This window comes from Achromobacter pestifer (assembly GCF_013267355.1).
In the GTDB taxonomy this organism is placed as follows: domain Bacteria; phylum Pseudomonadota; class Gammaproteobacteria; order Burkholderiales; family Burkholderiaceae_B; genus Achromobacter; species Achromobacter pestifer_A.
Window position 1 is genome coordinate 3,369,256 of sequence record NZ_CP053985.1, and the last position, 25,853, is coordinate 3,395,108.

Genomic DNA, 25,853 nt, shown 5'->3' on the forward strand with positions numbered 1-25,853 from the left:
GCCCTTTTTTCGTTTGGCAGAGGCTGGATAAAGGACTAAATATTACCGATCGGGAGTATTTAAGAAATGCTCGCCAGTGTCGAACAAATTTTTCCCGCTCGGTAATTTTTCTGTGCGCCCAGCTAATTATTGTTCTAAAATTACCGAACGGTAATTTAGGAGAGGCCCATGTCCAAGACCGATATGTCCGAGGCGCTGGCAGGTGGGGCTGGCGTAACGATCCGCACATCGACCGAGCTGGGCGAGTTGGTGAAAGCCGTGCGGCGCTCCCAAGGCTTGCTGCAGGCGGATCTGGCTGGTTTGTCCGGCACAGGCAACCGCTACGTGGTGGATCTGGAGCGTGGCAAGCCCACGCTGCAATTGCAGAAGGTGCTGGACATGCTCGATCTGCTGGGTCTTGAAGTGCAGGTGGTGCCCAAGCGCGCGAGCCTGCCATGACCGCCGTCGATGCGCTGGACATCTATCACGCAGACCGCAAGGTCGGACGCTTGTTCGACGAGCGGCCCTTGCGTTTCTTGTATGACGACACTTGGCTGAATCAGGCCAGTGCGCACGCCATCTCGCCGTCGGTGCCTTTGCGCAGCGGCGATCACACGGGCGACGCAGTGCATGCCTTCTTTGAAAATTTGCTGCCCGAAGGGCATGTGCGCAAGTTCCTGCAGGTCAGCCGGCATGCCACCACGGTCTTCGGCCTGCTGCGCAGCGTGGGGGGAGATACCGCCAGCGGGTTGACCATATTGCCGCAAGGCGAGCGTCCCGCGCCGGCGCATTATCGGCCCACGACCTGGCAGGAGATTGCAGCGCGTCTGCGGAACACCGCCGTGCCCGCGTTGGTGTCGGAGAATGCCGAGGGTGCGCGGATTTCGCTGGCGGGGGCGCAAGACAAGCTGTTGCTGACGGTGATGCCAAACGGATCGCCCGCGATCCCCGAAGGCGCCGCGCCGTCTACGCATATCCTGAAGCCAGACATCAGAGGCTTCGACAAGGTCTGGCCGTCGGCGTTGAACGAAACGTTGGTGATGCAGTTGGCCGCCAGCCTGGGCCTAGGGGCGGCGCAGGCCAGTTATCAGCGCGATACGCGCGCTTGCCTGATCGAGCGTTACGACCGCGTGCCCGGCGACGACGGCGAGTTGATTCGGATGCATCAATTGGATCTTTGCCAACTGGCAGGTAAACCCTCCGACGTGAAGTACGAATCGGATGGCGGTCCGTCCCTGGCGCAATGCCGCGCCATGCTGGGAAGCATGGGCGTGGGCGCGGCGGACCTGAAGCGCTTTCTGCAGTGGGTGTTGTTCAATCTGTGCGTGGGCAACAACGACAGCCACGCCAAGAATCTGTCCGTGTTGCAGACGGCAGGCGGAATGTACCGGCTGGCGCCGTTTTACGATTTGATGTGCACCGCGATCTATCCCGGGCTGGCGCGCAATTTCGCCTTGTCGATCGGCGGTGAAATGAAGCCCGGCGCGATCGGGCCGGAGCAATTGGACGCGATGGCGCGCGAGCTGGGGTTTGCGGGGCGCTATGTCAGGACGGTCGGCGTGGCGTTGACGAGCGCGCTGCCCGGCGTTTTGGCGCAGGTGCAAGCGGCCCTGTCGGAGCAGGTCGCCGCCGGCACGGAGCGCGCATTGGTGGAGCGCTTGGGCCGCTGGATCAACACCAATACCCAAAAGCTCGCGAAACACTGGGGCTGGGAGTCCTAGTCTCCGCCGCGTATCACCACCGCATCCAGCGCCACCACCCCTTGCCTCTCAGGCAGCGCCAGCAAGGGATTGATCTCCACCGAACTGAAGTCCTCCCGGCGCGCGTGGGCGAAGCGGGACAGGGCCGCCAGCGCGTCGGCCAGCGCGTCGACGTCGCAGGGCGGCGCGCCGCGCGCGCCTTGCAGCAGGGCGTAGCCCTTGATCTCGCGGATCATTTCCAGGGCGTCATCGCGGCCGAAGGGGGCCAGGCGGAAACTGACGTCCTTGAGCACTTCGACGAAGACGCCGCCCAGGCCGAACATGACGACGGGGCCGAACACGGGATCGCAATGCACGCCAGCGATGCATTCGACGCCCTTGGGGGCCATGGGGGCGACCAGCACGCCGTCGATGCGGGCGTCGGGCCGGTGCTGGCGAACCGAGGCCATGATGTCGGCGTAAGCGCGCCGCACGGCGTCCTCGCCGCGCAGGTTGAGCTTCACGCCGCCTACGTCGCTTTTGTGCGTGATGTCGGGCGATACCACCTTGAGCACGACGGGAACATCCTCGCTGCCGGCGCCCGGGCCTGCCGTGCGCATGTCTGCGACGGCGCGCACTGCCGCATCCGCATCGATGGCCAGCGCGCAAGGGGAAGTGGGCAAGCCGGCCTGACGCAGCAGATCCATGGCCTGGACTTCGTTGTAGGCGTCCAGCAATGCCGGGGCGTTGGCGACCGCAGTTGCGGGAATCTCTTCAGCCACGCTGCTGTCTCCATTGGCCGCCAGCCCAGCCACCGCGCCTATCGTGCGGATGGCGGCGCTAGGATCAGGAAACACCAGGCAGCCCAGCCGTTCCAGTTCGCGGCGGCGCGCGGGCGGGAACAGCGCGCTGATGGCCAGGGGCACGTCGGGATGGCGGGCCTGCATCTGCCGCGCGAAGGTCTCGAAGGTGGGCCACAGGGCTTCGGAGGATCCGGCGGCGGCCAAGAACACGGCCAGGGCGTCATAGCGGCCATCGGCCAGCATGTCGTCGGCGGTGGCCAGCAGCAGGCCGGGTTCGGACACGGCCTGCCCGGTCACGTCGACGGGGTTGCGGCCGCTGGCGAAGGGCACGCGTTCCAGCAGCCTGGCCTGCGCGTCGGCGGCGGGCTCGGGCAGCGCCAGTCCGGTGTCGGCGGCTTCGTCGGCCATCAGCGCGCCCACGCCGCCGGAGATCGTGAAGATGCCTAGCCTGCGGCCTTGCGGCGGCTGTTTCCAGGTGTCCAGCGCATAACCCAGGTTGAAGAATTCCTCGATGGTGCGCGCGCGCAGGGCGCCATACTGGCGGAACAGCGCGTCGTAGACGGCGTCATCGCCGGCCAGCGCGGCGGTGTGCGAAGCCGCGGCCTGCGCGCCGGCCTGGGTGCGGCCGATCTTGGTGACGACGACGGGCTTGCCGGCCGTGCGCGCCGCGGCCAGGGCGCGGCGCAGCTTGGCGCCATCGCGGCAGCCTTCCATGTAGGCCATGATGACGCGGGTATCGGCGTCGCGCGCCAGCCATTCGATGCAGTCGGCGACGTCGATGTCGGCTTCGTTGCCGGTGCTGATCCAGTGCGACAGGCCCAGGCCGCGTTCGCGCGCCATGCTGTAGGCGTAGGCGCCGAACGCGCCGCTCTGCGACACCATGCCGATGCCGCCGGGGGCGACGACGCCGTTGGCGGGGGCGGGCGAGAAGGTTGCGTAGACATTGCGCCGCACGTTCATGAAGCCCAGGCAATTGGGGCCCAGCAGCCGGATGCCGCGCTCGCGCGCGATGGCGCAGAGCCGTTCCTGCTGTGCGGCGCCGTCCGCGCCGGTCTCGGAGAAGCCGGAGGTGAACACCACGGCCGCGCCGACCTGGCCAGGCCGGGCGCGTTCCAGCGCCTGTGCGGCGTGGGCGGCGGGCACGGCCAGGATAGCCAGGTCCACGTCCGTGTCCAGGGCATCCAGGCCGGGTAGGGCGGGCAGGCCGGCGATGGTGTTCGCACGCGGGTTGACCGGGATGATGCGGCCGCTGTAGCCGTGCTGCAGCAGCAGTGTGATCGGCATCGCGCCGATCTTGCCCGGCGTGGCCGAGGCGCCGATGATGGCGATGCCTTGCGGATCGAAGAGGCGGGACAGGGAGGTGTCAGTCATGGTGTGGCGATGAAGGATCAGGAGTAGCGCACGATGCTGCGGCCGGTGCTGCCGCGTTCGAGCATGGCGGCGAGCGCTTGCGGCAGCTCGCGCGGTTCAATGACGCGCGCGATCAGGTCCAGATGCGCGGGGCGGTACTCGGCGGCAAGCTTGTTCCACACCTGGCGCCGTAGCGGCATGGGGCTGTTGGCGTTGATGCCCAGCAGCTTGACGCCGCGCAGGATGAAGGGGATGACCGAGGTGGGCAGGTCCGCGCCGCCCGCATTGCCAAAGGCGGCGGCCACGCCGTCGGGCTTCAGGCTGGCCAGCGCGTGGGCCAGCAGCGGGCCGCCCACGGAATCGATCACGCCCGCCCAGCGCGCGCTCATGAGCGGCTTGATGCCGGCCGACAGATCGGGCGGGGCGATCACCTCCTGCGCGCCCAACGAGCGCAGATAGTCTGCCGCGTCCGGCTTGCCGGACATGGCGCAGACGCGGTAGCCGCGCTGGCTCAGGATGTCGATGGCGACGCCGGCGACGCCGCCGGTGGCGCCGGTGACCAGCACCTCGCCTTGCGCTGGCGTCAGTCCGCAATGCTCCATCCAGTGCAGCGACAGCGCGGCGGTGTAGCCGGCCGCGCCCAGCACGGCGGCATCGCGCAGCCCGATGCCGGCAGGCAGCGGCAGCACCCAGTCATGGCGCACCCGCGCATACTCGGCATAGCCGCCATCGCAATCCACGCCGATGCCGAAGCCATGCACCACGACCTCCTGGCCGGGCGCCAGCGCCGGGTCGGCGGAATACACCACGGTGCCCGAGAGGTCGATGCCGCCGATGCGCGGATACTCGCGGATGATGCCGCCGCGCCCCGCCTGGGCCAGTGCGTCCTTGTAGTTCAGGCCCGCATAGGCCACCTTGATGAGCGTGTCGCCCGCGGACAACTGGTCCGCGGTCAGGGTGTCGTAGCGGCCCTGCGGCGGCTCGCCCGCCGCGCCTGCGTGCAGGCGGTAGGCCTGGAATTCGGGATTCTCCATGTTTGTCTCCGTAGTGGCTCAGGCTTGCGCCAGCAGCCGGCGCGCCAGCGTGGCGCGGTGCAGTTCGTTGGCGCCGTCGTAGATGCGGAAGGGGCGCATTTCCTGCCAGACCATGGCCACGGGCGTGTCGTCGGACAGGCCCGATGCGCCCATCATCTGGACGGCGCGGTCGGCCACGCGATTCACGGCCTCGGACACGAAGACCTTGGTCATGGCGCTGTGCTGTTTCACCGACAGGCCCTCGTCCATGCGGCCGGCGCAGTCCAGCGTCATGAGGCGGGCGGCGTGCAGGTCGATGTGGGAGTCCGCGACCATGGCCTGGATCTGCTGCAGATCGGCCAGGCGCGAGCCGAAGGAGTCGCGCTGCACCACATAGGATTGCGCCGTTTCCAGCGCGCGCCGCGCGCGGCCTATGTAGCGCATGCAGTGGGACAGGCGGGCGGGCTCCAGCCTTAGCTGCGCATACTCCAGGCCGCGGCCGGGCTCGCCCAGCACGGCCTCGTCGCCGACTTCGCAGTCCTGCAGCAAGATCTCCGCATGCCCGCCGATCTGGTAGCCCGTGACCATGCCGATGTCGCGCACCACCCGGTAGCCCGGCGTGTCCGCCGGCACCAGGAACAGCGTGACGCCGGATTCCGCGCGCGCCAGCACTAGCGCGAAATCCGCGCCCACGCCGCCGCTGATGAATTGCTTGTGTCCGTTCAGCACCCAGCGCGCGCCGCGCCGTTCGGCGCGGGTGCGCAGCATGGATGGGTCGGAACCGGCGCCAGGCGCGGGCTCGGTCATGGCGAAGCAGGCGCGCTGCTCGCCGCGCACCAGCGGCGCCAGGAAACGGTCCTGCTGCTCCGGGCTGCCCAGGCGCAGCAGCGTCAGCATGTTGGGCTGATCGGGGGCGGCGCAGTTCAGCGCGGCGGGGCCCAGGAAGCCGCGGCCGGCCTCTTCGAGCACCTGGGCCAAGGCGCGCCAGCCCAAGCCCAGGCCGCCCCATTCCTGCGGCAACTGGGGCGTATAGAGGCCGGCCGCGCGAGCTTGTACGCGCAGCTGGGCGACGCGGCGATCCAGCGCGGCCACGTCGCGGGCGATGGCGGGGGCTTCCGCCGGGATCGCCACCTCGTCGACGAAGCGGCGCACGCGCGCGCACAGGTCTTGCAGGGCGTCGCCGCTATTGCGTTCTTGCTTGGACTGCATGGCTTATTCCTCGATCTTGACGCCGGCCTGCTTGACCACGGCGCGCCATCTGTCGGTTTCGTCGGCGATGTGCCGGCCGAAGGCTTCGGGCGTGCCGCCGGTGGGCTGCATGCCCAGCCCGGCGAAGTAGCTGCGCACCTCTGGATCGGCCAGCACGGCGTTGATCTGCCGGTTCAGCAGGGCGATCACGTCCTTGGGCGTGCCCGCGGGCGCCATCACGCCCCACCAGGACGAGGCCGACAGCGGCACGCCCAGCTCGGCCAGCGTGGGAACGTCGGGCAGATCGGGATTGCGCGCCTGCGCCGCGATGGCGATGGGCCGCAGGCGGCCGGCCTTGACCTGCGCGTAGACCGGCGGCAGGTTGTCGAAGCTCATCTGGACCTGCCCGCCGACCAGCGCGGTGGCGGCCTCGCTGCTGCCCTTGTAGGGAATGTGCCGCAGGGCGACGCCGGTCTGGTGCGCGAACTGTTCGCCCGCCAGATGCGGGATGCTGCCCGTGCCGGCGGTGGCGTAGGTCAGGCCCTGCTGCTGCGTGGCGGCGCGCTTCAGGTCTTCCAGGCTGCGCACCGGGCTGGCGGCGGGCAGCAGCAGGTAGACCGGCACGTCCGTGGCCCAGACCACGGGCGTCAGGTCCTTCTTCACGTCATAGGGCAGCCTGGCGTACAGCACGCTGTTGGTCGCCAGGTTGGCGGTGCCCATCAGCAAGGTGTAGCCATCGGGCTGCGCGCCGGCGACATAAGCGGTGCCGATCTGCGTGGCGCCGCCAGGCTTGTTCTCGACCACCACGGGCTGGCCCAGCAAGGGCGCCAGCTTGCGGGCGATCATGCGCGCCGCGGTGTCGGTGCCGCCGCCGGCGGCGTAGGGCACGATCAGCCGCACCGGCTTGTCGGGGTAGGCGGCGGCCTGCGCCGTGCTGGCCGCGCCCAGCAGGGCGACAGCGCACAGCGCACGCAGCATTCGAAAGCAGGATTGCATGGTGGTCTCCTTGCGATGGCCTATTGGATGCGGGCGCCGGTGGACTGCACCAGCTTGGCCCACCAGGCGGTTTCGTCGGCGATCTGCTTGGCGAACTCGGCCGGCGTGCTGGCCAGCGGCTCGGCGCCCAGCTCCTGGAAGCGGGCGCGCAGCTGCGGATCCTGCAGCGCCTTGACCACGGCCGCGTGCAGCCGCTCGATCACCGCCGGGTCGGTGCCGGCGGGCGCCATCAAGCCCTTCCAGGCCATCACCACAAAGCCCTTCTGGCCGGCCTCATCGAAGGTGGGGATGTCGGGCGCGGCAGTGGCGCGCTGATCGCTGGGCACGGCCAGCGCGCGTATCCCGCCGGCCTTGACCTGCGGCAGCAGCGCCGGCATGTTGTCGATCATGAAATCGATGTGGCCGGCCACCAGGTCGGTGATGGCGGGGCCGGAGCCCTTGTAGGGCACGTGCTCGGCCTGGATGCCGGTCTGCTGCTTGAGCAGTTCGCCGGCCAGTTGCGCGGGCGAGCCGTTGCCGGGCGATCCGAAGGACAGCTTGCCGGGGTTGTTGCGGGCGTATTGCAGGAACTCCTGCAAGGTCTTCACCGGCATGGACTTCGTCACCACCATCAGGTTGTGCTCGCGTTCCAGGCAGGTGATGGGCGCCAGGTCCTTGGCCGGATTGAACGGCATGTTGGCGTACAGGCTGGGATTGATGACGGTGGGGCCGGCCGCCGCCAGCAGCAGCGTGTAGCCGTCGGGCGCGGCACGGGCCACGAAGTCGCCGCCAATGTTGCCGCCGGCGCCGGGCTTGTTTTCGACGATGACGGGCTGGCCCAGGATGGGATGCAGCGCCTCGGCCAGCAGACGTCCCAGGATGTCGGTGGAGCCGCCGGGAGCGAACGGCACGATCAGCCTCACGGGCTTGTCGGGATAGGCGGCCGTGGCTTGCGGGGGCAGCGCCGCGCAGGCGAGGGCGGCGGCCATGGCGCCGATCCACTTCGGCAGGTGCTTGTGCAGCATGATGGAAGTCTCCTTTGGTTTGGCGGGCCGCCGGCTTCTGGTGGCTGCGGTCCCTGTGTGCCCTAACGGCCGGGCGTGTAGCCCGCCTGGGTCAGCGTGTGGCGGGCGATATTCAATTGATGGATCTGGCTGGTGCCTTCGTACAGGCGGAACAGGCGCACATCGCGGTAGAAGCGTTCGATGCCATGGTCGGCGATGTAGCCGTAGCCGCCATGCATCTGCACGCAACGGTCCGCCACGCGGCCGCACATCTCCGACGCGAAGTACTTGCAGATCGAAGCGTTCAATGTCACGTCCGCGCCCGCGTCGCGTTCGCGCGCGGTTTGCAGCACCAGCGCGCGGGCGGCCTGGATCTCGGTCTGGCAGTCGGCCAGCATGGCCTGGATCAGCTGGAAGTCCATCAGCGGCTGGCCGAATTGCTGGCGCTCGGCCACGAAGCGCAGCGTGTCGTCCAGCATGCGGATGGCGGGGCCTATGCACAGCGCGGCCAGATGGATGCGTTGCTTGTTCAGCACCTTCATCGCGGTCTTGAAGCCCAGGCCGTCCTGGCCGCCGATGATGTTCGCCGTCGGCACGCGGCAGTCCTCGAAATGCACGGCGGACACGGGCGACCCCGCCTGGCCCATCTTGTCGTAGGGCTGGCCGGTGGACAGGCCAGGAGTGCCGCGTTCAACGATGAAGGCGGTGATGCCCTTGGCGCCCGGCGCGTCAGGATCGGTGCGCGCCATGACGGTGAACAGGCCCGCCAGCGGCGCATTGGTGATGAAGCACTTCTCGCCATTCAGCACGTAGTGGTCGCCGTCGCGCACGGCGGTGGTGCGCAAGGCGGTGGCGTCGGAGCCTGCCTGCGGCTCGGTCAGGGCGAAGCAGCCGGTCAGTTCGCCGGACGCCAGCAGCGGCAGGTAGCGGGCCTTCTGCGCATCGGTGCCGTCGGCCACCAGCGCCTCGGAGCCGATGCCGGTGTTGGTGCCGACGCGGGCGCGAAACGCCACCGAGCATTGGGACAACTCCATGGCAGCCAGGATCAGCTCCTCGGTCGTCATGCCCGCGCCGCCGTATTGCTCGGGGATGGAATAACCGAACAAGCCCTGCGCGGCCATGCTGGCGACCAGGTCCTGCGGCACCTCGTCCAGGCGGGCGACCTCGGCTTCGCGTGGCGCCAACTGCTCGCGCACGTAGCGGCGCAGCGATTCGAGGAATTGCGGGAAACCGTCGGGGTCCCTGATCATGGCTAGTCTCCGTTTCATCGTGGGCGCTGATGCGTGCCGCGCCGTGTTGAATCCAGGCTAGCAAAAGGCCAGGGGATTTGAGACAAGTGTTTTGATATCTTGAACGGCACCTCAGCCGACACCGCCGCCGCTGCTCTATGATCGGCAGGGACGGACCGCGTATTCCGCGCGTGCCGCGCCCAGGACAGCGATCATGACCACCCGCCCAGGCGAGCGCCATGCCGACCCTGCCTTCGCCACCACGCTGGCGCACGGCTTGTCGGTGCTGCAGGCTTTCCGGCACGGCGAGCCGGCGCTCAGCAACCGTGATCTGGCGGACCGCACCGGCCTGTCCAAGGCCACGATTTCACGCTTGACCACCACGCTGATGCAGCGCGGCCTGTTGCGCTACGACGCCGGCCTGCGCCGCTACCGGCTGGGCACCGCGGTGTTGTCGCTGAGCTATCCGCTCCTGGCCAGCATCAAAGTCCGGCAGTTGGCGCGTCCGCTGATGAAGCGCCTGGCTGATGCGGCGGGCGGCTCGGCCTCGCTGGGCATGCATCACGGCTTGAACATGGTGTATGTGGAAACCTGCCGCGGACACGATGCCGTGTCGTTCCGGCCGGATATCGGCGCCTTGCTGCCGCTGCTGCCTTCGGCCATGGGGCGCGCCTGGCTGGCGCAGGCGCCGGCCGGCGAAGTGGAGCCTGTGCTGGCGGCGCTGCGATGCCAGGATCCGGCGGTCTGGCGGCGCCATGCGCCGGACTGGGAGCAGGCGCGGTGCGACTACGCCGAGCATGGCTATTGCGTGGGGCAGGGCGACTGGCACTCGGACGTGCACGCGGTGGCGGTGCCCATGCGCACGCGGGTCGACGGCCAGACGCTGGTGTTCAACTGCGGCGTGCCCGTGACGCGGCTGCGGCCGGGCGACCTGCGCGGCCGCATCGCGCCGCGCCTGCTGACGCTGGTGGCGCGCGTGGAAAAAATGTTGGAACGCCAAAATGACGCATGATCAGGACCGCGAGTTCACCACCACGCTGGCGCGCGGCATCGACATCCTGACCTGCTTCCGGGCCGACCGGCCGGTGCTGGCCAACAAGGACTTCGCGCAGCAGACCGGCCTGTCGCGTAGCACCGTGGCGCGCTTGACGCATACGCTGGTCGAGCTGGGCTTTCTGCAACGCGAGAGCGACCCGGCGCGCTACCGGCTGGGCGCCTCGGTGCTGGCGCTGAGCTATCCCTTGCTGGCCAGCATGCAGATCCGGCAGTTGGCGCGGCCGCTGATGAAGCAGCTGGCCGACCATGCGCGCGGCGCCGTGTCCCTGGTGGTGCGCGACCGCCTGCAGATGGTGTACGTGGAAACGGCCCGTTCCAACGAGGCCTTGCAGACGCGGCCCGACATCGGCGCTTCGCTGCCGCTGCTGTCCAGCGCCGCCGGCAAGGCGTGGCTGGCGCGGGTTTCGGACGAGGAGCGGGCCGCCGTGCTGAACCAGCTGCGCGTGGCGGATCCCCGACATTACGAGACCCACTTCCCCAGCCTGGCGGCCGCGCGCTGCGACCTGGAGCGCAAGGGCTATTGCGGCAACAACCTGGAGTGGCGCCCGGACGCCTACGGCTACGCCGCGCCGCTGGGACGGCCCTACCAGTCGCTGCTATACGTCTTCAATTGCGGCGTGCCCGCGCAGGATGGGCCTTACCCCGAGCGCGCGGCCGACATCGGCCCGCGGCTGGTCGCCCTGGCGCGCGAGACGGAAAGGCTGCTGGGGCTGGCCTGACGTTCCCGGCTTGTCTCCGGGATTCATGACTCCAAGTCAAAAGTGTTTCGCTGTTTCCTGGCTTTTTCCGCAAGGATGGGGGCGGCATACTGGGCGCCTGCCTTCCGATCGGGTCTTTCCCGCGCCCCGGCCCTCCGCGCCGGCCCGCTCCCCGGTCGGCGCAATCGAACCAAGGAAACCAGATGAATCCCCAGGACTCCCAGCCAGTCAAGGCCGGCCTGCCATTGCTGGCGCTCGCCGTCGGCGCCTTCGGCATCGGCGTGACCGAATTTTCTCCCATGGGCCTGCTGCCCGTCATCGCCGAAGGGGTGGACGTGTCTATCCCCAGCGCCGGCATGCTGATCAGCGCCTACGCCATCGGCGTGATGGTGGGCGCGCCGCTGATGACGCTGGCGCTGTCGCGCTGGTCGCGCCGCAACGCCTTGCTGGCGCTGATGGCGATCTTCACTGTGGGCAATGTGCTGTCCGCGCTGTCGCCCAACTACACGACGCTGCTGTTGGCGCGCCTGGTCACCAGCCTGAACCACGGCGCGTTCTTCGGCCTGGGCTCGCTGGTGGCGGCCAGCGTGGTGCCGCGCCACAAGCAGGCCAGCGCCGTCGCCACCATGTTCCTGGGCCTGACCATCGCCAACGTGGGCGGGGTGCCCGCCGCCACCTGGCTGGGGCAGGTCATAGGCTGGCGCATGTCGTTCGCCGCGACCTCGGTGCTGGGCCTGATCGCGATGCTGTCTCTGTGGTTCGCGCTGCCCGCTGGCGAGGCCGGACGCCGCCCCGACATCCGCCGCGAGCTGGCCGTGCTGAAGAGCCCGGTGGTGCTGGTGGCCTTGTTGACCACGGTGCTGGGCGCGGGCGCGATGTTCACGCTCTACACCTACGTGGCGCCGACCCTGGCCGAGCTGACGGGCGCATCGCCCAACTTTGTCACGGCGATGCTGGTGCTGATAGGCATCGGCTTCACCATCGGCAATACCGTGGGCGGGCGCTTTGCCGACCGTTCGCTGGACGGCAGCCTGATCGCCTTCCTGGTGCTGATCATCGTCGACCTGCTGGCGTTCCCGTGGCTGGCCGCGACGCAGACCGGCACGGCCATCGCGTTGCTGATCTTCGGTTTCGGCACGTTTGCGGTGGTGCCGCCGCTGCAGATGCGGGTGATGCGCGCCGCCACCGACGCGCCGGGTCTGGCCTCGTCGGTGAACGTGGGCGCCTTCAACCTGGGCAACGCGGTAGGCGCCGCGGCGGGCGGGGGCGTGATCTCGGCGGGGATGGGCTATGCCGCGGTGCCTGTCGCCGGCGCCCTTATCGCCGCCGCGGGGCTGGGCCTGGTGCTGTGGCAGCGCGCCAGCAACCAGCGCCAGCGCAAGTTGGCGATGCAGGGCTGCTGAAATCGCGCTGCGCAGCAAGTAAAAAGGGCGCCTGTGCATGCAGGCGCCCTTTTTTTCATGCCGGGAAACCGGAGCGATCAGGCCTCGATCCGCTCCACCTTGCCCACCAGCAGGATGTACGACAGCGCGCCCAGCAAGGCCAGCGACGACACGTACACGATGGCCGGCGCGAAGCTGTCCTTGGTCACCAGGAAGCCGATCACGATGGGCGTGCAGATCGACGACAGATTGCCGACGAAGTTGAACACCCCGCCCGTCAGGCCCAAGAGACGCACCGGCGCCAGCGTCGACACCAGCGACCAAGTGATCGACGCCAGCCCATTGCCGAAGAACGCCACGGCCAGGAAGAAGATCACCCACGGCGTGGAGTCGGTGAAATTCGCGCCTATCATCGACGTGGAGATCAAGAGGCCCAGGATGATGGGCAGCTTGCGCGCCAGGCCGACGGTGGCGCCGCGGCGGATCAGGAAGTCCGACAGCACGCCCGAGCACAGCACGCCGACGAACGCCGCCAGGAACGGCACCGACGCCAGGAAACCGGACTTGATGAAGTCCATGCCGCGGTACTTGACCAGGTAGGTGGGGAACCAGGTCAGGAAGAACCACAGCGTGGACGTCAGGCAGAACTGGCCCAGGTACACGCCCCACAGCTTGCGCTTGCTCATGACCAGGCCCAGGTCGTTCCAGTTGAAGGGGGCCTTCTTTTCCTTGACGTTGCGGTCCAGGTCGACCACGCCACCACCTTGCTGGATCAGCTCGATTTCCGCCGCATTGGCGCCCTTGAACTGGCGCGGCTCGCGGTAGATCATGAACCACAGCACGCCCCACACGATGCCCAGGAGGCCGGTGCTGACGAACACCATGTGCCAGCCGTAGTGGTGCTGCAGCCAGGCCAGCACCGGCGTCAGGAACGCCAGGCCGACGAACTGGCCCGACGTATAGAAGCCGATGGCGGTGGCGCGTTCGCGTTCCGGGAACCAGGTGGTGACGACGCGGTTGTTGATCGGATAGGCGGGCGCTTCCAGCGCACCCACGGCCAGGCGCAGCACGAACAGGATGACGAAGCTGCCGGCGAAGCCCATGAAGAACGTGGCCGCCGACCACAGGATCAGCGCGGCCGCGTACAGCACGCGCGGCGACACGCGGTCCACCAGCCAGCCGCCGGGGATCTGCATGGCGGCGTAGGTCCAGCCGAAGGCCGACAGGATCAGGCCTTCATGCACGGTGTCCAGGCCGAATTCGTCCTTGAGCGCGGGCGCGGCGATGGATAGGTTGCTGCGGTCCAGGTAGTTGATGACGACGGTGATGAACAGCATCACCATGATGAGATACCGGCTGCGCGTGGGGCGCTGGGCGCTTTGCAGGCCGGCGTGGGTGGTGGTGGACAAGGGGTGTCTCCTCTTTCTCTTTATCGGCTGACTTTTATCGGCTTACCATTCGGCGAAGCTGCCGTCGGCGTGGCGCCAGACCGGATTGCGCCAGCGGTGGCCCACGGCGGCGCGTTCCTTCACGTATTCCTCGTTGACCTCGATGCCCAGGCCGGGGCCTTGCGGAATCGCGACCATGCCGTCCTCGTAGGCGAAGACTTCGCGGTTGCTGACGTAGTCCAGCAGGTCGTTGGCGGCGTTGTAGTGGATGCCCAGGCTTTGTTCCTGGATGAAGGCGTTGTAGCAACCGGCGTCGATCTGCAGGCAGGTGGCCAGCGCGATCGGGCCCAGCGGGCAGTGCAGCGCCAGCGCCACGTCGTAGGCTTCGGCCATCGCCGCGATCTTGCGGGTCTCGGTGATGCCGCCGGCATGCGAGGGATCGGGCTGGATGATGTCCACATAGCCTTCGGACAGCACGCGCTTGAAGTCCCAGCGCGAGAACAGGCGTTCGCCCAGCGCGATCGGGGTGGAGGTCAGCGGCGCCAGTTCCTTCAGCGCTTCGTAGTGCTCGCTCAGCACGGGCTCTTCGATGAACATGAGCTTGAACGGATCCAGCTCCTTCATCAGCACCTTGGCCATGGGCTTGTGCACGCGGCCATGGAAGTCCACGCCTATGCCGACGTTGGGGCCGACCGCGTCGCGCACGGCGGCCACGTTCTCCAGGCACTTCTCGACCTTGTCGAAGGAATCGATGTATTGCAGCTCTTCGGTGCCGTTCATTTTCACGGCGGTGAAGCCGCGCTCCACCGCGCTCTTGGCGGCGACGGCGGTGTCGGCGGGGCGGTCGCCGCCGATCCACGAATACACGCGGATGCGGTCGCGCACGTTGCCGCCCAGCAGCTGCGACACGGGTACGCCCAGGTGCTTGCCCTTGATGTCCCACAGGGCCTGGTCGATGCCGGCCAGCGCGCTCATGTGGATGGCGCCGCCGCGGTAGAAGCCGCCGCGGTACAGCACGGTCCAATGGTCTTCGATGTTGCGCGGATCCTTGCCGATCAGGTAGTCGGACAGCTCTTCGACGGCAGCGGCGACCGAATGCGCGCGGCCTTCGACGACGGGCTCGCCCCAGCCGACGATGCCGGCGTCCGTTTCAATCTTCAGGAAGCACCACCGCGGCGGCACGATGTAGGTGGTGAGCTTGGTGATCTTCATGCTTGGGTCTCCTGGGCGGGATAGGCGCGTTGCCAGGCTGCGATGAATGCGCGCGCGTTCTGGCCGACTTGGGCGGCCGACAGGCCGGGTTTGTACAAGGCGGAGCCCAGGCCGAAGCCGCTGGCGCCCGCCTGGGCGTAAATCGCGATGTTGTCGGGCGTGATGCCGCCCACGGGCGCCAGCGCGATCGGCGGGCGCAGCACGGCGCGCCAGGCCTTCAGCACGGCCGGGCCGAGCTGCTCGGCCGGGAACATCTTCAGCACATCGGCGCCGGCCGCCAGGGCTGCGAACGCTTCGGTGGGCGTGGCCACGCCGGGGCAGGAGGCCATGCCCAGTTGCTTGGTCCGGCGGATCACGGCGGCGTCGCTGTGCGGCATGACGATCAGTTCGCCGCCGGCCTGCTGCACGCGGGCGCAGTCCTCGGGATCCAGCACGGTGCCCGCGCCGATCAGGCAGTCGGTGGGCAGCGCCGCGCGCATGGCGCGGATGCTTTCCAACGGATCGGGCGAATTCAGCGGCACTTCGATCAGGCGAAAGCCCGCGGCATAGAGTTCCTGCCCTATGGCTTCGGCCTCGGCGGGCTCGATGCCGCGCAGGATGGCGATCAGGCCGCAGTGGGCCATGGCGGTTTGCAGACCGGGATGGTTCATGTTCGGTTCCTATTCCGTGGGGGGCGAGGCGACCAGCCCGGCGCAGACGGCCAGGTGCCACAGGCCGCGCTCGGTGGCGTTCTGCGCCTCTTCGGGCGTGCCCAAGCCGTAATGCTGCATGGCCTGGATATAGCGGCGGCATAGCGCGGGATCGCCGCAAAGCACGATGCGGGGCAGTTCGCCCTGCTGTTGCAACATGTCGGCCAGCGCCGCGATTTCGTGGCCGATGAGCAGGCCAGACAGATAGTCGGCTTGCGATTCGGGCGCCAGTTCGCCGGTCAAGCCGAGCGCGCGCGTGCTGAAGATGGTGGACAGCACGCCCGCGCGGCCGGCGGGCGCTCCGGCGACCTTCAGGCCGCGCTCGAAGGCGGCCATGTCGGCGCTGGCGGCGTCGGCCATGGTCCGGCCCAGGATGGTGTGGCCGCGCAGCGCGGCATAGACCTCGCCGGTCATGAAGGTGTCGAAGTGGGTGACGCGGCCGCGGCGGGCGCTGACCCATTTCGAGTGGGTGCCGGGCAGGCCGATCAGGACGCTGTCCGCGCTGCGCGTCGCCGGGTCCGCCATCACGCCGACGACCTGGGTCTCTTCGCCGCGTATGACGTTGGGCAGGCCATGGCGCTGGATCAGGCCGGGCACGATATGCAGGGAAGGACCGCCATCGCGTCGGACCTCGGTCAGCAGCGTGCCGATGCGTTGCAGGTCGACGGGCACGTCCAGGTAGGCGGCTTCCTTCCAGCCCTGGGCGCTGCCGACCATGCCGCAGGCGATCACCGGCAGGGAAGGCTCGGCGCGCAGCCAATCGCCGCAGGCCTGTTCGAAGGCCAGTTCGAAGCCCGACAGGGCGGTGGTGGCGGCGCCGTCCTGCAACGGCTGGGGCAGGCGCATGATGCCCCAGGGCAGATGGCGCGTATCCAGCGTGCGGCCGGCGGCATCCAGGCGGTAGGCGCGCAGCGAGGAGGTGCCCCAATCCAGCGCGATGAGCGCCGCGCGGGCGGGAGATCCGGTAGTCATCAGAAGCTGTCTCGTTTCTGGCCGCAAACCGGGTTGCCTCCGCGCGGTGAGGCTGGCGCGGCGGTAGGGTTCTGCGGACCTTGTTGTTTCAGGCCCGCCGGACGTTGGTGAGCGTGCGGCGGGCGATGGGAAAAATTCTAGATCAGTGCTTGAAAAATCTCAAAATATAGAATTAAATCCCACATACAGGGAATAAATGGTGAGGTAGCACTATTTCTCCATCCCGCGCGTCCTCCGGGGGAATCGTTCGGAAAACGCGCCTTTTCCCCGCATCCCGCCGCGATCGCGGCGGTTATGCTTGCACTCGTTCTCTTTGTTGCCCGGCTCCGCTTTCATGACCTCTACGCAGAATCCCGACCGTACGCCCACCCTGGATCCCGATGCCGCCGCGCCCGCGGGCACGCAGACGCTGATGCGCGGCCTGGCGGTGGTGCAGGCCGTGTCCGGCGGCGCGCGCGACTTGAAGGAAATCTGCGCTCGCATCGGCGTGGCGCGCAGCACCACGCACCGTCTGGCCAGCTGCCTGGTGCAGGAACGCTATCTGCGGTCCCTGCCCGGCGTGGGCTATGTGCTGGGGCCGAAGCTGATCGAACTGGGCTTCCAGGCGCGTGAGGCCTTTCCCATGGCGACGCTGGCTCGCCCCTACCTGGACAGCCTGGCGGAGCAGACGGGCGATACCATCCATCTCGCCGTGCGCGACAACGACGAGGTCCTTTACCTGGAAAAGATTCCCGGCAAGAAGGGGCTGGAAATGCGTTCGCGCGTCGGGCACCGCATGCCGCTGGCGGCCACTGGCGTGGGCAAGGCGCTGCTGCTGGATACCGAAGAACCGCAATGGAAGGCGCTGTACCGCGTCGGCGCGCCGGTATCGTCGCGCGCGCCCGGCGGCAGCCAGACCTGGGAAGCTTTCCGCGACCGCATGCGCGACTATGCCGCCAAGGGGTATGCGTTCGACCTTGAAGACAACGAACCGTCGATCCGCTGCGTGGCGGCGCCGGTGCGCGACGCTTCCAGCGGCATCGTCGCCGCGATCAGCGTGTCCAGCACGGTGCCCTACATGTCGCTGGAGCGCATGCGCGACATGGTTGTCGTCGTGCAGGGCGTCGCTGCGGGTATTTCAGCCGAACTCGGCTGGAAGGTGGACCGCGGCTGAGGCCGCGGCCCTGCGTCTGGGCCTTATTCCAGCGGCAGCGTCAGCACGCCCTGCGGGGCCGGACGCATCATGACGCGGCGGTACCAGGCCGACAGCGCTGGCGTCTCGGGACGCTCGATCGGCAGGGCCAGCCAGCGGTGGGCAGAGCAGACCAGGGCGATGTCGGCCATGGTCAGGTGGCGGCCGACAATGAACTCGCGGCCTTGCAAGGCCCGATCCAGGATCAGGGCGCGCGCATTTGAACGCTTGACCGAGTTTTCGATGGCGGCGCGGTCGCGCTTGTCCTCGGGCGTGCGGATCAGGCCCAGGAACGCGGGGCCCATGACGCCTTGCCATTCGGTGGCCTGCCAGTCCATCCAACGGTCTGCGTCCGCGCGCATGCAGACGTCTTCCGGCCACAGGCTGCCCGCGCCGTAGCGCGCGGCCAGATAGCGCACGATGGCGTTCGATTCCCACAGCACGAAGCCGCCGTCGTCGATGAGGGGCACGGTGCGGTTGGGATTGAGCTTGGCGAATTCGGGCGTGTCGACCACGCCGAACGGGCCGCCCGCCTGCGTGAAGGAGTGCGGCAGGGCCAGCTCGCGCACAGCCAGCATGACTTTCTGAACATTGACGGACGTCAGGCGTCCCCAGATCTTCAACATGACCAGTCCTTGTAGTGTCAGACGGGCGGCAACTGCCGCCGGGCAAAGCCGCTGTCGCGCGCAAAGCGCGTCCAGTTGAAAGCGGGCCCTGGGTCGGTCTTGCGCCCAGGGGCGATGTGTTCGTGGCCCCAGGCGGCCGCCAGCGGATAGCGTGCGCGCAGGGCCGGCGTCAGCTTGCGCAGCGCCAGGTACTGTTCGTCGTCATAGGGCAGGGTATCCGTGCCTTCAAGCTCTATGCCGATGGAGAAGTCATTGCAGCGTTCACGGCCCGCAAAGCGCGAGACGCCCGCATGCCAGGCGCGCTCGTCGGTGGCAACGAACTGGATGATGCTGCCATCGCGGCGGATGAAGAAATGCGCCGACACACGCAGGCCGCGCAGCCGTTCCAGCCAGGGATGCGAACCGTAGTCCAGCGTATTCAGGAACAGTCCGGCGACTTCAGGGCCGCCGAATTGCCCCGGCGGCAGGCTGATGTTATGCAGCACCAGCAGCGACACCTGCGCGCCGGCGGGGCGCACGTCGCAGTTGGGGGAGGGCATGAGCGAAACACCCGGGGCCGGCGCCAGCCAGCCATGACGATCCAGAAGCAAGGCCATGGGAAGAGAGCATGCGTGTGGTTTCCAACACGCATTATGCCGTGCCGGGCGGCAAGCCTCTAATCGGGCGGATCAGTGCCGGGCGGGGCCCAGGCGCGCGTGTTCCGCGCTGCACCAGGTCTGGCCGTTCTGCTGCAAGGCTTCGGAGCGGGGCAGATGGATGCCGCAGTGGGCGCAACGCACCATGGATTCCGGCGGTTTGGATCCGCGGGCATCGGTCTTGGCCTTTTTCGCGCCCTGCTGGCCGGCTTGCCGCGCCGCCGCCATGCGGCCGGCCAGACGGGCCACGAACAGCACCAGGATGATAAGAACAATCCAGAACAGCAACTTGCCCACTTCAACCTCGATGCAGAATCATTTCCAGCACGAACCGGCTGCCGGTATAGGCCAGAATCAGGAACCCGAAACCCGTCAATGTCCAGCGCAGGGCGACACGGCCGCGCCAGCCCCAGATGTGACGGCCCGCCAGCAGCACCCCGAAAGTCAGCCACGACAGCAACGTGAACACAGTCTTGTGGTCGAACGGCAGGATCTTGCCAGTCAGCTTCATGGACGCCACCGAACCCGTGCCCACGGCCAGGGTCAGCACGATGAAGCCGATCCAGATGATGCGGAACAGCAGTTGTTCCTGCACCAGCAGCGGCGGCTGGGAATCCAGCACCCGGCCAATGATGCTGCGTTCGGCGGGAGCTTCCAGCGGGCGATGCAGGTGGCGGTCCAGCAGCGCCATCATCATGGCGTGCAACGCGGCGATGGTGATCAGGCCATAGGCCGCCAGGGCGATCAGCAGGTGGACGCGCAGCCAGGTGTCATTGGCGTGGGGCACGAACTGCCCCTGCGGGAAGAGCGCGGCCAGGCCGCTGGCGATGGTGGCGGCGGGCAACAGCAGCAATTGCAGGCCATCGATGCGCACCAGCAGGCTTTCCAGCCAGAACACCACCATGCCCAGCCAGATGGCCGCGGACAGGGCCAGCGCCCACCCGATGAACAGATGCTGGGCCCCCAGCATCGATTGTTGCAGCCCGATTCCATGGAGAACCAGGGCACCCAGCAGGCACAGGCGGGCGATTTTGCCGGTCTGTTCCACGCCGCCGCCGCGGGCCAGGCGGATCCAAAGCGACCCTCCCAGCACTGCGTACGCCAAGGCAGCCGCCGTGTGAAATACAATGCCTAGTGACATAGAAACCGTTGTCTGGATGGGGCCTTGGGGCGCATGCCGCCCGAAAGCGCAGAATCCGCGCCTGCGGCCACCGTTCAATCAACTAGTTTAAGCGGAAACGCCTCTCATGCTCGATAACCTAACTCAACGCCTGTCGCGCGTCGTCAAGACGCTGCGCGGGGAAGCCCGCCTGACCGAGGCCAACACCCAGGAGATGCTGCGCGAAGTGCGCATGGCGCTGCTGGAAGCCGACGTGGCGCTGCCCGTCGTGCGCGAATTTGTCGCGCGTGTGAAGGAAAAAGCGCTGGGCGAAGAAGTCTCCAGCAGCCTCAGCCCGGGCCAGGCCCTGGTGGGCGTGGTCCACAAGGAGCTGACCGCCCTGATGGGCGGCGACCTGGGCGCCGACTCCGGCGAACTGTCGCTGGCGGTGCAGCCGCCCGCCGTCATCCTGATGGCCGGCCTGCAGGGCGCCGGCAAGACCACCACCACCGGCAAGCTGGCGCGCTGGCTCAGCGAAGGCCAGCACACCCAGCACGGCCGCAAGACCGGCAAGAAGAAGGTGCTGGTGGTGTCCGCCGACGTCTATCGCCCGGCCGCTATCGATCAGCTGAAGAGCGTGGCAGCCCAGGTGGGCGTGGACTTCCTGCCGTCCGACCCCAGCCAGAAGCCCGAGGACATCGCCCGCAACGCGGTGGACCATGCGCGCCGCCATCACTATGACGTGCTGATCCTGGACACGGCCGGCCGCCTGGGCATCGACGAAGCCATGATGCGCGAGATCCGCGCGCTGCATGACCTGGTCAAACCGGTCGAAACGCTGTTCGTGGTCGACGCCATGCAGGGCCAGGACGCGGTCAACACCGCGCGCGCCTTCGCGGAAGCGCTGCCCCTCACGGGCGTGGTGCTGACCAAGCTGGACGGCGACGCCCGCGGCGGCGCGGCCCTGTCGGTGCGCCACGTCACCGGCAAGCCCCTGAAATTCGTCGGCGTCTCGGAAAAGCTGGACGGCCTGGAGCCGTTCTACCCCGAGCGCATGGCGCAGCGCGTGCTGGGCATGGGCGACATCGTGTCGCTGGTCGAGCAGGCGCAGAAGAACATCGACATCGCCGAAGCCCAGAAGCTGGCCGCGAAGATCAAGTCGGGCAACAAGTTCGACCTGAACGACTTCCGCGACCAGCTGGGTCAGGTGAAGAAGCTGGGCGACATGGGCTCGTTGCTGGAAAAGCTGCCGGCCCAGTTCCAGCAGGCCGCCGGCCAGCTGCAAGGCGGCCAGGCTGAAAAGCAATTGCGCCGCACCGAAGGCATCCTGAACTCCATGACCGCGGCCGAACGCGCCAAACCCGAACTCATCAAGGCCTCGCGCAAGCGCCGCATCGCGGCCGGTTCCGGCGTGCCGGTGCAAGAGGTCAACCGTCTGCTGGCGCAGTTCGACCAGATGCAGGGCATGATGAAGCAGATGAAGAAGGGTGGCATGGCCAAGATGATGCGCGCCATGGGCGGCATGAAGGGTTTGGGCCGCTTTGGAATGAAGTGATGCCCCCACACGGCGCGCGTATCGCGTGCGCTTCCTGCCTCCAAGGGGGCGCTTCTTCCCAGGGACGGTCCCGCGGAAAAAAGCCCTTCTTGTGCAGGACTGGAATGCCCCTGTTGGGGCATTTTTCATTGGAGAGGCGGGAAAAAAATGGCCAGACATTGCGTCTGGCCAAGTGATCGCGGCTAGCAGGGGGCGCCTGCCGCGATGCAAGCCGGAAAGCGCATGGGTGCCTTCCGGCCTGTCCGATGTCCGCCGGTGATCAGGACAGGGGCGGGATGCGCAGCACCTGGCCCGGGTAGATCTTGTCGGGGCTGGTCAGCATGGGCTTGTTGGCTTCGAAGATCAGGTTGTTCTTCGCGCCTTGACCCTTGCCGTATTGCGCTTCGGCAATCTTCCACAGGTTGTCGCCCTTCTGCACCGTGTACATCTTGGCTTCCGGGGTGGCCTGCTTCACCTTCAGTTGGTTGTCCACCTGGGCCACGCCCACGGTGTTGCCCAGCGCCAGAGTGATCTTCTCCGCCGCTTCCGTGCTGAGGGCCTCGCCCGCCACCGTGACCTTGTCGCCGTCGACCGAGATCTGCAGGCCGTCGGCATTCAGGCCGTGCTTATCCAGCTCTTTCTTCAATTCGTCCGCCGTCGCGGCCTTGGCCTCGCTGGCGCCGAAGAGCTTTTCTCCAACGTCCTTGATGAAATTGAGCAGACCCATAGTGTTTCCTTTATCTATGTTGCGGTGAGAAAACAAAGTGCCATCAGGGCTTTTGGCCCATGAACATCTTGCGCACGACGCCTGCGATCAAGGTCAGCACGGCGCCGCCGACGCCGCCGCCCACCACGCTGCTGACTATCGCTGAAAGATCCATGCCGGTATTGCTTGCCGCCGCCGCGCTGGCTCCCGCGGTGATCATCGGGGCCAGCCAGGAACCGCCTGCAAGGCCGCCGATGGCGCCGGCGATGGTATTGCCCAACGGACCCAGGTTGAACTGCTGGAGCATCTTTCCCAGGCCATTGCCTCCGGCTGCGCCGGCGACAAGCTGGATGATCAGGTTGATGATGACCGCGGTGTTCATGATGCCTCCTCTGCCCCACGGGGCGATGTGCAACGCTAGAACAACAGCAAGACAAGAGTAAGAAACCAGCAGGAACGATTATGACTCGCACATTCCCCGCGCGACGAGGGGTTAACGTGTAACAGGTTGCTAGCCTGCCGGCAGACTACGCAAGAATGCTGGTCAGTTTGCAGGGAATGCACCGCGCTGGGCCTAAACCGCATCCGGCGCGCGGCTACATGCGACAAGGGCCGCTATCGCAGCGGCCCTTGTCTTTACAGCTTTCAGTGCGGCGCGGGCTTCAGCCCCCGCCCACCGCGACCACGATTTCGACCTGGTCGCCGTCGCTCAGCGCGGTTTGCGCGTGCTGGCTCTTGGGCACGATTTCGCCGTTGCGTTCCACGGCCACGCGCTTGCCGGCATAGCCCAGGGCTTCCAGCAATTCGTTCACGGTCGTGTCCAGGGGAAACTCCCGTGCGTCTCCGTTCAGGGTGATGTGCATGCAGGTCTCCTCAGTTATCGCGCATAGCCGTCGGTGGCGGCGATCAGCCGCGCCAACGTGCCGGGTTCGTCAAACGCATGGCCCGCATCCGGGACCAGGTGGAATTCGGCCTCGGGCCAGGCGCGGTGCAGGTCCCAGGCGGTGCGCGCGGGCGTGCAGACGTCGTAGCGGCCCTGCACGATGGTGCCGGGAATGCCGCGCAGCTTGTGCGCATCGCGGATCAGCTGGCCTTCTTCCATGAAGCCGCGGTTCACGAAATAGTGGTTCTCGATGCGCGCGAACGCCAGCGCGGCGCGGTCGGCGGCATGGCTTTGCTGATGGCGCGGGCTGGGCAGCAGCGTGATGGTGCTGTCTTCCCATTTGCTCCAGGCCTTGGCCGCGCGCAACTGCTCGGCCGGATCGCCCCCCGTCAGGCGCTTGTGATAGGCCGCCACCAGGTCGCCGCGCTCGTCTTCCGGAATCGGCGCCAGGTACTCTTCCCAACGGTCGGGGAACAGCCACGACGCGCCTTCCTGGTAGAACCACTGGATTTCCGCCCGGCGCAGCCCGAAAATGCCGCGCAACACCAGCTGGCTGACGTGCGACACGTGCGTTTGTGCATAGGCCAGCGCCAGCGTCGAACCCCAGGACCCGCCGAACACCAGCCATTTTTCCGCGCCCATGACTTCGGTGCGCAGACGCTCGATGTCGGACACCAGATGCCAGGTCGTGTTGTTCTCCAGGCTGGCGTGGGGCTGCGAACGGCCGCAGCCGCGCTGATCGAACAGCAGCACGTTGTAGCGCTGCGGATCGAACAGCTGCCGGTGCACGGGCGAGCAGCCGCTGCCGGGGCCGCCATGCAGGAATACGGCGGGCTTGCCCTGCGGATTGCCGCAGAGTTCCCAGTAGATCTGGTGGCCGTCGCCGGTGTCCAGCGTGCCTTGGCGGTAGGGTTCGATGGGCGGATATAGCATCAGGCGACTCGCTTGAAGATCAGGTCCCAGACGCCGTGGCCCAGGCGCAGGCCGCGGTTCTCGAATTTGGTCAGGGGGCGGTAATCGGGGCGCGGCGCGTAGCCGTCGGCGGTATTTGCAAGTTGCGGCTCGTTGCCCAGCACTTCCAGCATCTGCACCGCGTAGTCTTCCCAGTCGGTGGCGCAATGGATGTAGCCGCCCGGTGCAATGCGGCTGGCCAGCAGCGCGATGAACGCGGGCTGGATCAGGCGGCGCTTGTGGTGGCGCTTTTTGGGCCACGGATCCGGGAAATAGATATGCACGCCGGCCAGAGAATCGGGGGCGATCATGTCGCGCACCACTTCCACCGCGTCGTGCTGGACGATGCGCAGGTTCGGGATGCTGGAGTCTTCAATGCGGCGCAGCAACGAGCCGACGCCGGCGTTGAACACCTCCACGCCCAGGAAGTTGTCGTCCGGACGCGCCAGCGCGATCTTCTCGGTGGTCTCGCCCATGCCGAAGCCGATCTCCAGCACCGTCGGGGCCTGCCGGCCGAAGGCGGCGGCGGTATCCAGGCGGCGCGGCGCATAGGGAATGGACCATTGGCCCATCAGGCGCTCGAGCGCGGCCAGCTGGCCCTGCGTAATGTGGCCGCGGCGATGCACGAAACTGCGGATATGGGTCGCGCCCGGGCTGTTGGGGGCGTGGGCGGTACTGGCCAGCGCCGCTTGCGTTTCCGGGGAAACGGCGGCGGGCGCAGCCTCGCTGCCGGGCGTTGCGGGGGGGCTTGCGGCAGCCGGGCCCGAGGCGGCTGCGGGGTTGTTCTCGGGGGTGTTCGTATTCATAGCCCGGATTGTAGTGGCAGGTCCGGCGGGCCGCTGTCGCCCAGATGCACTAAATTGGGGACATATTTACGGCCTTCAGGCTGAGAGCGTCCGGCGCAGGGCGGCGGTCGGCTGCGGCGATGAAAAAAGGCGCGCTATAATCGCCGCCTCTGCTTCGGCTTTGCGCCGAGGGCACGACACCCGAGCGGGTGTAGTTCAATGGTAGAACGGCGGCTTCCCAAGCCTCAAGCGTGGGTTCGATTCCCATCACCCGCTCCAATTGCGCACCACATCCAATTCCTCTCTTTGGGACGTAGTTTCCTTGGCTGAGGCTTGCCGCGCTTGCGAATCAAAGATGGTCTAGCGGCAACGCCGTGGTGTACTTGAGCTCCTCCATCGCAAAACTCGAACTGACGTCGAACAGTTCAGCGACCTGGATGAGCTTCTTGTAGACGAAATCGAACCCGGCGATATCGGGCACCACCACCTTGAGAAGGTAGTCGGTGTCGCCGGTCATCCGATAGAACTCCATGACCTCCGGCATATCCTTGACGCCGAGCGAGAATTTCTCAAGCCAATTGAGGTCATGGCGGTTCGTCTTTATCGATACGAATACCGTTACGCCCAGCCCCGCCTTGTTGTTGTCCAACAGGCAAACCTGTCGGCGAATAAGGCCGGACGCCTGCAAGTGCTGAATCCGCTTCCAGCACGCGGTCGGCGACAGGTGGACCTGTTCCGCGATTTCATTGTTCGAGAGGCGCGCATCTGTCTGAAGCAACGCGAGGATGCACCGATCTTTCTTGTCCATGGCTCACTCAACTTACCCTCCCTTTTGCGTGGCGAGCA

At 67.2% G+C, this 25,853-nt stretch carries 27 protein-coding genes and 1 tRNA gene; 8 read left to right on the top strand and 20 right to left on the bottom strand.

What is annotated here, in order from left to right:
• Positions 1–168: 168 nt before the first annotated feature.
• Together FOC84_RS16270 and FOC84_RS16275 are read left to right on the top strand one after the other, a co-directional pair.
• Positions 169–438, top strand: a complete 270-nt coding sequence (locus FOC84_RS16270; RefSeq protein WP_254241985.1) for a helix-turn-helix domain-containing protein — start codon at positions 169–171, stop codon at positions 436–438.
• Positions 435–1,700 (top strand): type II toxin-antitoxin system HipA family toxin, encoded by a 1,266-nt coding sequence (locus tag FOC84_RS16275; protein WP_173145320.1) that lies wholly within the window; start codon positions 435–437, stop codon positions 1,698–1,700. The genes FOC84_RS16270 and FOC84_RS16275 overlap by 4 nt, the downstream gene beginning before the upstream one ends.
• On the opposite strand, the gene FOC84_RS16280 is transcribed toward FOC84_RS16275, so the two are convergent.
• The 6 genes from FOC84_RS16280 to FOC84_RS16305 all read right to left on the bottom strand — a co-directional run bounded on the left by FOC84_RS16280 (position 1,697) and on the right by FOC84_RS16305 (position 9,241).
• A complete protein-coding gene (locus FOC84_RS16280) occupies positions 1,697–3,832 on the bottom strand; it encodes an acetate--CoA ligase family protein (RefSeq protein ID WP_173145321.1) in 2,136 nt (711 codons plus the stop codon). The genes FOC84_RS16275 and FOC84_RS16280 overlap by 4 nt on opposite strands.
• A gap of 17 nt (positions 3,833–3,849) precedes the next feature.
• Complete coding sequence (locus FOC84_RS16285) at positions 3,850–4,845, bottom strand: acrylyl-CoA reductase family protein (RefSeq protein ID WP_173145322.1); 996 nt, start codon at positions 4,843–4,845, stop codon at positions 3,850–3,852.
• An 18-nt stretch (positions 4,846–4,863) separates the two neighbouring features.
• Positions 4,864–6,033 carry an acyl-CoA dehydrogenase family protein gene (locus FOC84_RS16290; protein ID WP_173145323.1) on the bottom strand — a complete coding sequence of 390 codons (1,170 nt, stop codon included), beginning with the start codon at positions 6,031–6,033 and terminating at the stop codon, positions 4,864–4,866.
• Between the two features lie 3 nt (positions 6,034–6,036).
• Positions 6,037–7,008: a Bug family tripartite tricarboxylate transporter substrate binding protein gene (locus FOC84_RS16295; protein WP_173145324.1), complete on the bottom strand. Its 972-nt coding sequence runs from the start codon at positions 7,006–7,008 to the stop codon at positions 6,037–6,039.
• 20 nt (positions 7,009–7,028) lie between these two features.
• Positions 7,029–8,012: a Bug family tripartite tricarboxylate transporter substrate binding protein gene (locus FOC84_RS16300; RefSeq protein ID WP_173145325.1), complete on the bottom strand. Its 984-nt coding sequence runs from the start codon at positions 8,010–8,012 to the stop codon at positions 7,029–7,031.
• Positions 8,013–8,074: 62 nt separating this feature from the next.
• Positions 8,075–9,241 (bottom strand): acyl-CoA dehydrogenase family protein, encoded by a 1,167-nt coding sequence (locus tag FOC84_RS16305; RefSeq protein ID WP_173145326.1) that lies wholly within the window; start codon positions 9,239–9,241, stop codon positions 8,075–8,077.
• 193 nt (positions 9,242–9,434) lie between these two features.
• Between FOC84_RS16305 and FOC84_RS16310 the strand changes: the two genes are divergently transcribed.
• From FOC84_RS16310 to FOC84_RS16320, 3 genes are all read left to right on the top strand, one after another.
• Positions 9,435–10,232 carry an IclR family transcriptional regulator gene (locus FOC84_RS16310; RefSeq protein ID WP_173145327.1) on the top strand — a complete coding sequence of 266 codons (798 nt, stop codon included), beginning with the start codon at positions 9,435–9,437 and terminating at the stop codon, positions 10,230–10,232.
• Positions 10,222–10,995 (top strand): IclR family transcriptional regulator, encoded by a 774-nt coding sequence (locus tag FOC84_RS16315; RefSeq protein ID WP_173145328.1) that lies wholly within the window; start codon positions 10,222–10,224, stop codon positions 10,993–10,995. The genes FOC84_RS16310 and FOC84_RS16315 overlap by 11 nt, the downstream gene beginning before the upstream one ends.
• A 182-nt stretch (positions 10,996–11,177) precedes the next feature.
• Complete coding sequence (locus FOC84_RS16320) at positions 11,178–12,377, top strand: MFS transporter (RefSeq protein ID WP_173145329.1); 1,200 nt, start codon at positions 11,178–11,180, stop codon at positions 12,375–12,377.
• A gap of 77 nt (positions 12,378–12,454) precedes the next feature.
• Here FOC84_RS16320 and FOC84_RS16325 read toward each other — a convergent pair whose 3' ends face one another.
• The 4 genes from FOC84_RS16325 to FOC84_RS16340 are packed head-to-tail and all read right to left on the bottom strand — an operon-like array spanning position 12,455 to position 16,617.
• On the bottom strand, positions 12,455–13,765 hold the full coding sequence (locus tag FOC84_RS16325; RefSeq protein WP_173145330.1) for an MFS transporter: 1,311 nt from the start codon (positions 13,763–13,765) through the stop codon (positions 12,455–12,457).
• A gap of 42 nt (positions 13,766–13,807) precedes the next feature.
• Positions 13,808–14,956 (bottom strand): galactonate dehydratase, encoded by a 1,149-nt coding sequence (gene dgoD / locus FOC84_RS16330; RefSeq protein ID WP_173145331.1) that lies wholly within the window; start codon positions 14,954–14,956, stop codon positions 13,808–13,810.
• The gene (locus FOC84_RS16335) at positions 14,953–15,606 is read right to left on the bottom strand and encodes a 2-dehydro-3-deoxy-6-phosphogalactonate aldolase (protein WP_173145332.1); all 654 of its coding nucleotides are present in this window, start codon (positions 15,604–15,606) and stop codon (positions 14,953–14,955) included. Before FOC84_RS16335 ends, dgoD begins: the two co-directional genes overlap by 4 nt.
• A gap of 9 nt (positions 15,607–15,615) precedes the next feature.
• Positions 15,616–16,617, bottom strand: coding sequence for a 2-dehydro-3-deoxygalactonokinase (locus FOC84_RS16340; RefSeq protein ID WP_173145333.1), 1,002 nt, complete (start codon positions 16,615–16,617; stop codon positions 15,616–15,618).
• A gap of 334 nt (positions 16,618–16,951) precedes the next feature.
• Between FOC84_RS16340 and FOC84_RS16345 the strand changes: the two genes are divergently transcribed.
• On the top strand, positions 16,952–17,770 hold the full coding sequence (locus tag FOC84_RS16345) for an IclR family transcriptional regulator (protein ID WP_173145334.1): 819 nt from the start codon (positions 16,952–16,954) through the stop codon (positions 17,768–17,770).
• 23 nt (positions 17,771–17,793) lie between these two features.
• On the opposite strand, the gene FOC84_RS16350 is transcribed toward FOC84_RS16345, so the two are convergent.
• From FOC84_RS16350 to FOC84_RS16365, 4 genes are all read right to left on the bottom strand, one after another.
• Positions 17,794–18,414: a glutathione S-transferase family protein gene (locus FOC84_RS16350; RefSeq protein WP_173145335.1), complete on the bottom strand. Its 621-nt coding sequence runs from the start codon at positions 18,412–18,414 to the stop codon at positions 17,794–17,796.
• A 17-nt stretch (positions 18,415–18,431) separates the two neighbouring features.
• Positions 18,432–19,010, bottom strand: a complete 579-nt coding sequence (gene ampD, locus FOC84_RS16355) for a 1,6-anhydro-N-acetylmuramyl-L-alanine amidase AmpD (protein WP_173145336.1) — start codon at positions 19,008–19,010, stop codon at positions 18,432–18,434.
• 72 nt (positions 19,011–19,082) lie between these two features.
• Positions 19,083–19,346, bottom strand: a complete 264-nt coding sequence (locus FOC84_RS16360) for a PP0621 family protein (RefSeq protein ID WP_173145337.1) — start codon at positions 19,344–19,346, stop codon at positions 19,083–19,085.
• A gap of 1 nt (position 19,347) precedes the next feature.
• Positions 19,348–20,190 carry a cytochrome C assembly family protein gene (locus FOC84_RS16365; protein WP_173145338.1) on the bottom strand — a complete coding sequence of 281 codons (843 nt, stop codon included), beginning with the start codon at positions 20,188–20,190 and terminating at the stop codon, positions 19,348–19,350.
• A 106-nt stretch (positions 20,191–20,296) separates the two neighbouring features.
• Here FOC84_RS16365 and ffh point away from each other — a divergent pair, with 106 nt between their 5' ends.
• Positions 20,297–21,703, top strand: coding sequence for a signal recognition particle protein (ffh, locus tag FOC84_RS16370; RefSeq protein ID WP_173145339.1), 1,407 nt, complete (start codon positions 20,297–20,299; stop codon positions 21,701–21,703).
• A gap of 259 nt (positions 21,704–21,962) precedes the next feature.
• On the opposite strand, the gene lysM is transcribed toward ffh, so the two are convergent.
• The 5 genes from lysM to trmB form a co-directional block, all read right to left on the bottom strand.
• On the bottom strand, positions 21,963–22,409 hold the full coding sequence (gene lysM, locus FOC84_RS16375) for a peptidoglycan-binding protein LysM (protein ID WP_054459342.1): 447 nt from the start codon (positions 22,407–22,409) through the stop codon (positions 21,963–21,965).
• A gap of 43 nt (positions 22,410–22,452) precedes the next feature.
• Positions 22,453–22,770 (bottom strand): hypothetical protein, encoded by a 318-nt coding sequence (locus tag FOC84_RS16380; protein WP_173145340.1) that lies wholly within the window; start codon positions 22,768–22,770, stop codon positions 22,453–22,455.
• A gap of 280 nt (positions 22,771–23,050) precedes the next feature.
• Complete coding sequence (thiS, locus tag FOC84_RS16385; protein WP_088142993.1) at positions 23,051–23,251, bottom strand: sulfur carrier protein ThiS; 201 nt, start codon at positions 23,249–23,251, stop codon at positions 23,051–23,053.
• A gap of 14 nt (positions 23,252–23,265) precedes the next feature.
• A complete protein-coding gene (gene pip, locus FOC84_RS16390; protein ID WP_173145341.1) occupies positions 23,266–24,204 on the bottom strand; it encodes a prolyl aminopeptidase in 939 nt (312 codons plus the stop codon).
• Entirely contained in the window at positions 24,204–25,028 is an 825-nt protein-coding gene (gene trmB, locus FOC84_RS16395; RefSeq protein WP_173145342.1) for a tRNA (guanosine(46)-N7)-methyltransferase TrmB, read from the bottom strand. The genes pip and trmB overlap by 1 nt, the downstream gene beginning before the upstream one ends.
• A gap of 184 nt (positions 25,029–25,212) precedes the next feature.
• On the opposite strand from trmB, the gene FOC84_RS16400 reads away from it, so the two are divergent.
• Positions 25,213–25,286 (top strand) — tRNA-Gly (locus tag FOC84_RS16400).
• Between the two features lie 70 nt (positions 25,287–25,356).
• Here FOC84_RS16400 and FOC84_RS16405 read toward each other — a convergent pair.
• A complete protein-coding gene (locus tag FOC84_RS16405; RefSeq protein ID WP_013396409.1) occupies positions 25,357–25,815 on the bottom strand; it encodes an Lrp/AsnC family transcriptional regulator in 459 nt (152 codons plus the stop codon).
• Between the last annotated feature and the right edge of the window lie 38 nt (positions 25,816–25,853).

Excerpts from the sequence above, each read along its gene's own strand:
- ampD (WP_173145336.1), bottom strand. The coding sequence starts at position 19,010 with ATGGCCTTGCTTCTGGATCGTCATGGCTGGCTGGCGCCGGCCCCGGGT.
- FOC84_RS16285 (WP_173145322.1), bottom strand. The coding sequence starts at position 4,845 with ATGGAGAATCCCGAATTCCAGGCCTACCGCCTGCACGCAGGCGCGGCG.
- pip (WP_173145341.1), bottom strand. The coding sequence starts at position 24,204 with ATGCTATATCCGCCCATCGAACCCTACCGCCAAGGCACGCTGGACACC.
- FOC84_RS16270 (WP_254241985.1), top strand. The coding sequence starts at position 169 with ATGTCCAAGACCGATATGTCCGAGGCGCTGGCAGGTGGGGCTGGCGTA.
- FOC84_RS16300 (WP_173145325.1), bottom strand. The coding sequence starts at position 8,012 with ATGCTGCACAAGCACCTGCCGAAGTGGATCGGCGCCATGGCCGCCGCC.
- FOC84_RS16280 (WP_173145321.1), bottom strand. The coding sequence starts at position 3,832 with ATGACTGACACCTCCCTGTCCCGCCTCTTCGATCCGCAAGGCATCGCC.
- FOC84_RS16350 (WP_173145335.1), bottom strand. The coding sequence starts at position 18,414 with ATGTTGAAGATCTGGGGACGCCTGACGTCCGTCAATGTTCAGAAAGTC.
- FOC84_RS16295 (WP_173145324.1), bottom strand. The coding sequence starts at position 7,008 with ATGCAATCCTGCTTTCGAATGCTGCGTGCGCTGTGCGCTGTCGCCCTG.
- FOC84_RS16315 (WP_173145328.1), top strand. The coding sequence starts at position 10,222 with ATGACGCATGATCAGGACCGCGAGTTCACCACCACGCTGGCGCGCGGC.
- FOC84_RS16365 (WP_173145338.1), bottom strand. The coding sequence starts at position 20,190 with ATGTCACTAGGCATTGTATTTCACACGGCGGCTGCCTTGGCGTACGCA.
- FOC84_RS16345 (WP_173145334.1), top strand. The coding sequence starts at position 16,952 with ATGACCTCTACGCAGAATCCCGACCGTACGCCCACCCTGGATCCCGAT.
- lysM (WP_054459342.1), bottom strand. The coding sequence starts at position 22,409 with ATGGGTCTGCTCAATTTCATCAAGGACGTTGGAGAAAAGCTCTTCGGC.
- FOC84_RS16290 (WP_173145323.1), bottom strand. The coding sequence starts at position 6,033 with ATGCAGTCCAAGCAAGAACGCAATAGCGGCGACGCCCTGCAAGACCTG.
- FOC84_RS16310 (WP_173145327.1), top strand. The coding sequence starts at position 9,435 with ATGACCACCCGCCCAGGCGAGCGCCATGCCGACCCTGCCTTCGCCACC.
- FOC84_RS16380 (WP_173145340.1), bottom strand. The coding sequence starts at position 22,770 with ATGAACACCGCGGTCATCATCAACCTGATCATCCAGCTTGTCGCCGGC.
- dgoD (WP_173145331.1), bottom strand. The coding sequence starts at position 14,956 with ATGAAGATCACCAAGCTCACCACCTACATCGTGCCGCCGCGGTGGTGC.
- FOC84_RS16335 (WP_173145332.1), bottom strand. The coding sequence starts at position 15,606 with ATGAACCATCCCGGTCTGCAAACCGCCATGGCCCACTGCGGCCTGATC.
- thiS (WP_088142993.1), bottom strand. The coding sequence starts at position 23,251 with ATGCACATCACCCTGAACGGAGACGCACGGGAGTTTCCCCTGGACACG.
- FOC84_RS16305 (WP_173145326.1), bottom strand. The coding sequence starts at position 9,241 with ATGATCAGGGACCCCGACGGTTTCCCGCAATTCCTCGAATCGCTGCGC.
- FOC84_RS16340 (WP_173145333.1), bottom strand. The coding sequence starts at position 16,617 with ATGACTACCGGATCTCCCGCCCGCGCGGCGCTCATCGCGCTGGATTGG.
- FOC84_RS16320 (WP_173145329.1), top strand. The coding sequence starts at position 11,178 with ATGAATCCCCAGGACTCCCAGCCAGTCAAGGCCGGCCTGCCATTGCTG.
- FOC84_RS16275 (WP_173145320.1), top strand. The coding sequence starts at position 435 with ATGACCGCCGTCGATGCGCTGGACATCTATCACGCAGACCGCAAGGTC.
- FOC84_RS16405 (WP_013396409.1), bottom strand. The coding sequence starts at position 25,815 with ATGGACAAGAAAGATCGGTGCATCCTCGCGTTGCTTCAGACAGATGCG.
- ffh (WP_173145339.1), top strand. The coding sequence starts at position 20,297 with ATGCTCGATAACCTAACTCAACGCCTGTCGCGCGTCGTCAAGACGCTG.
- trmB (WP_173145342.1), bottom strand. The coding sequence starts at position 25,028 with ATGAATACGAACACCCCCGAGAACAACCCCGCAGCCGCCTCGGGCCCG.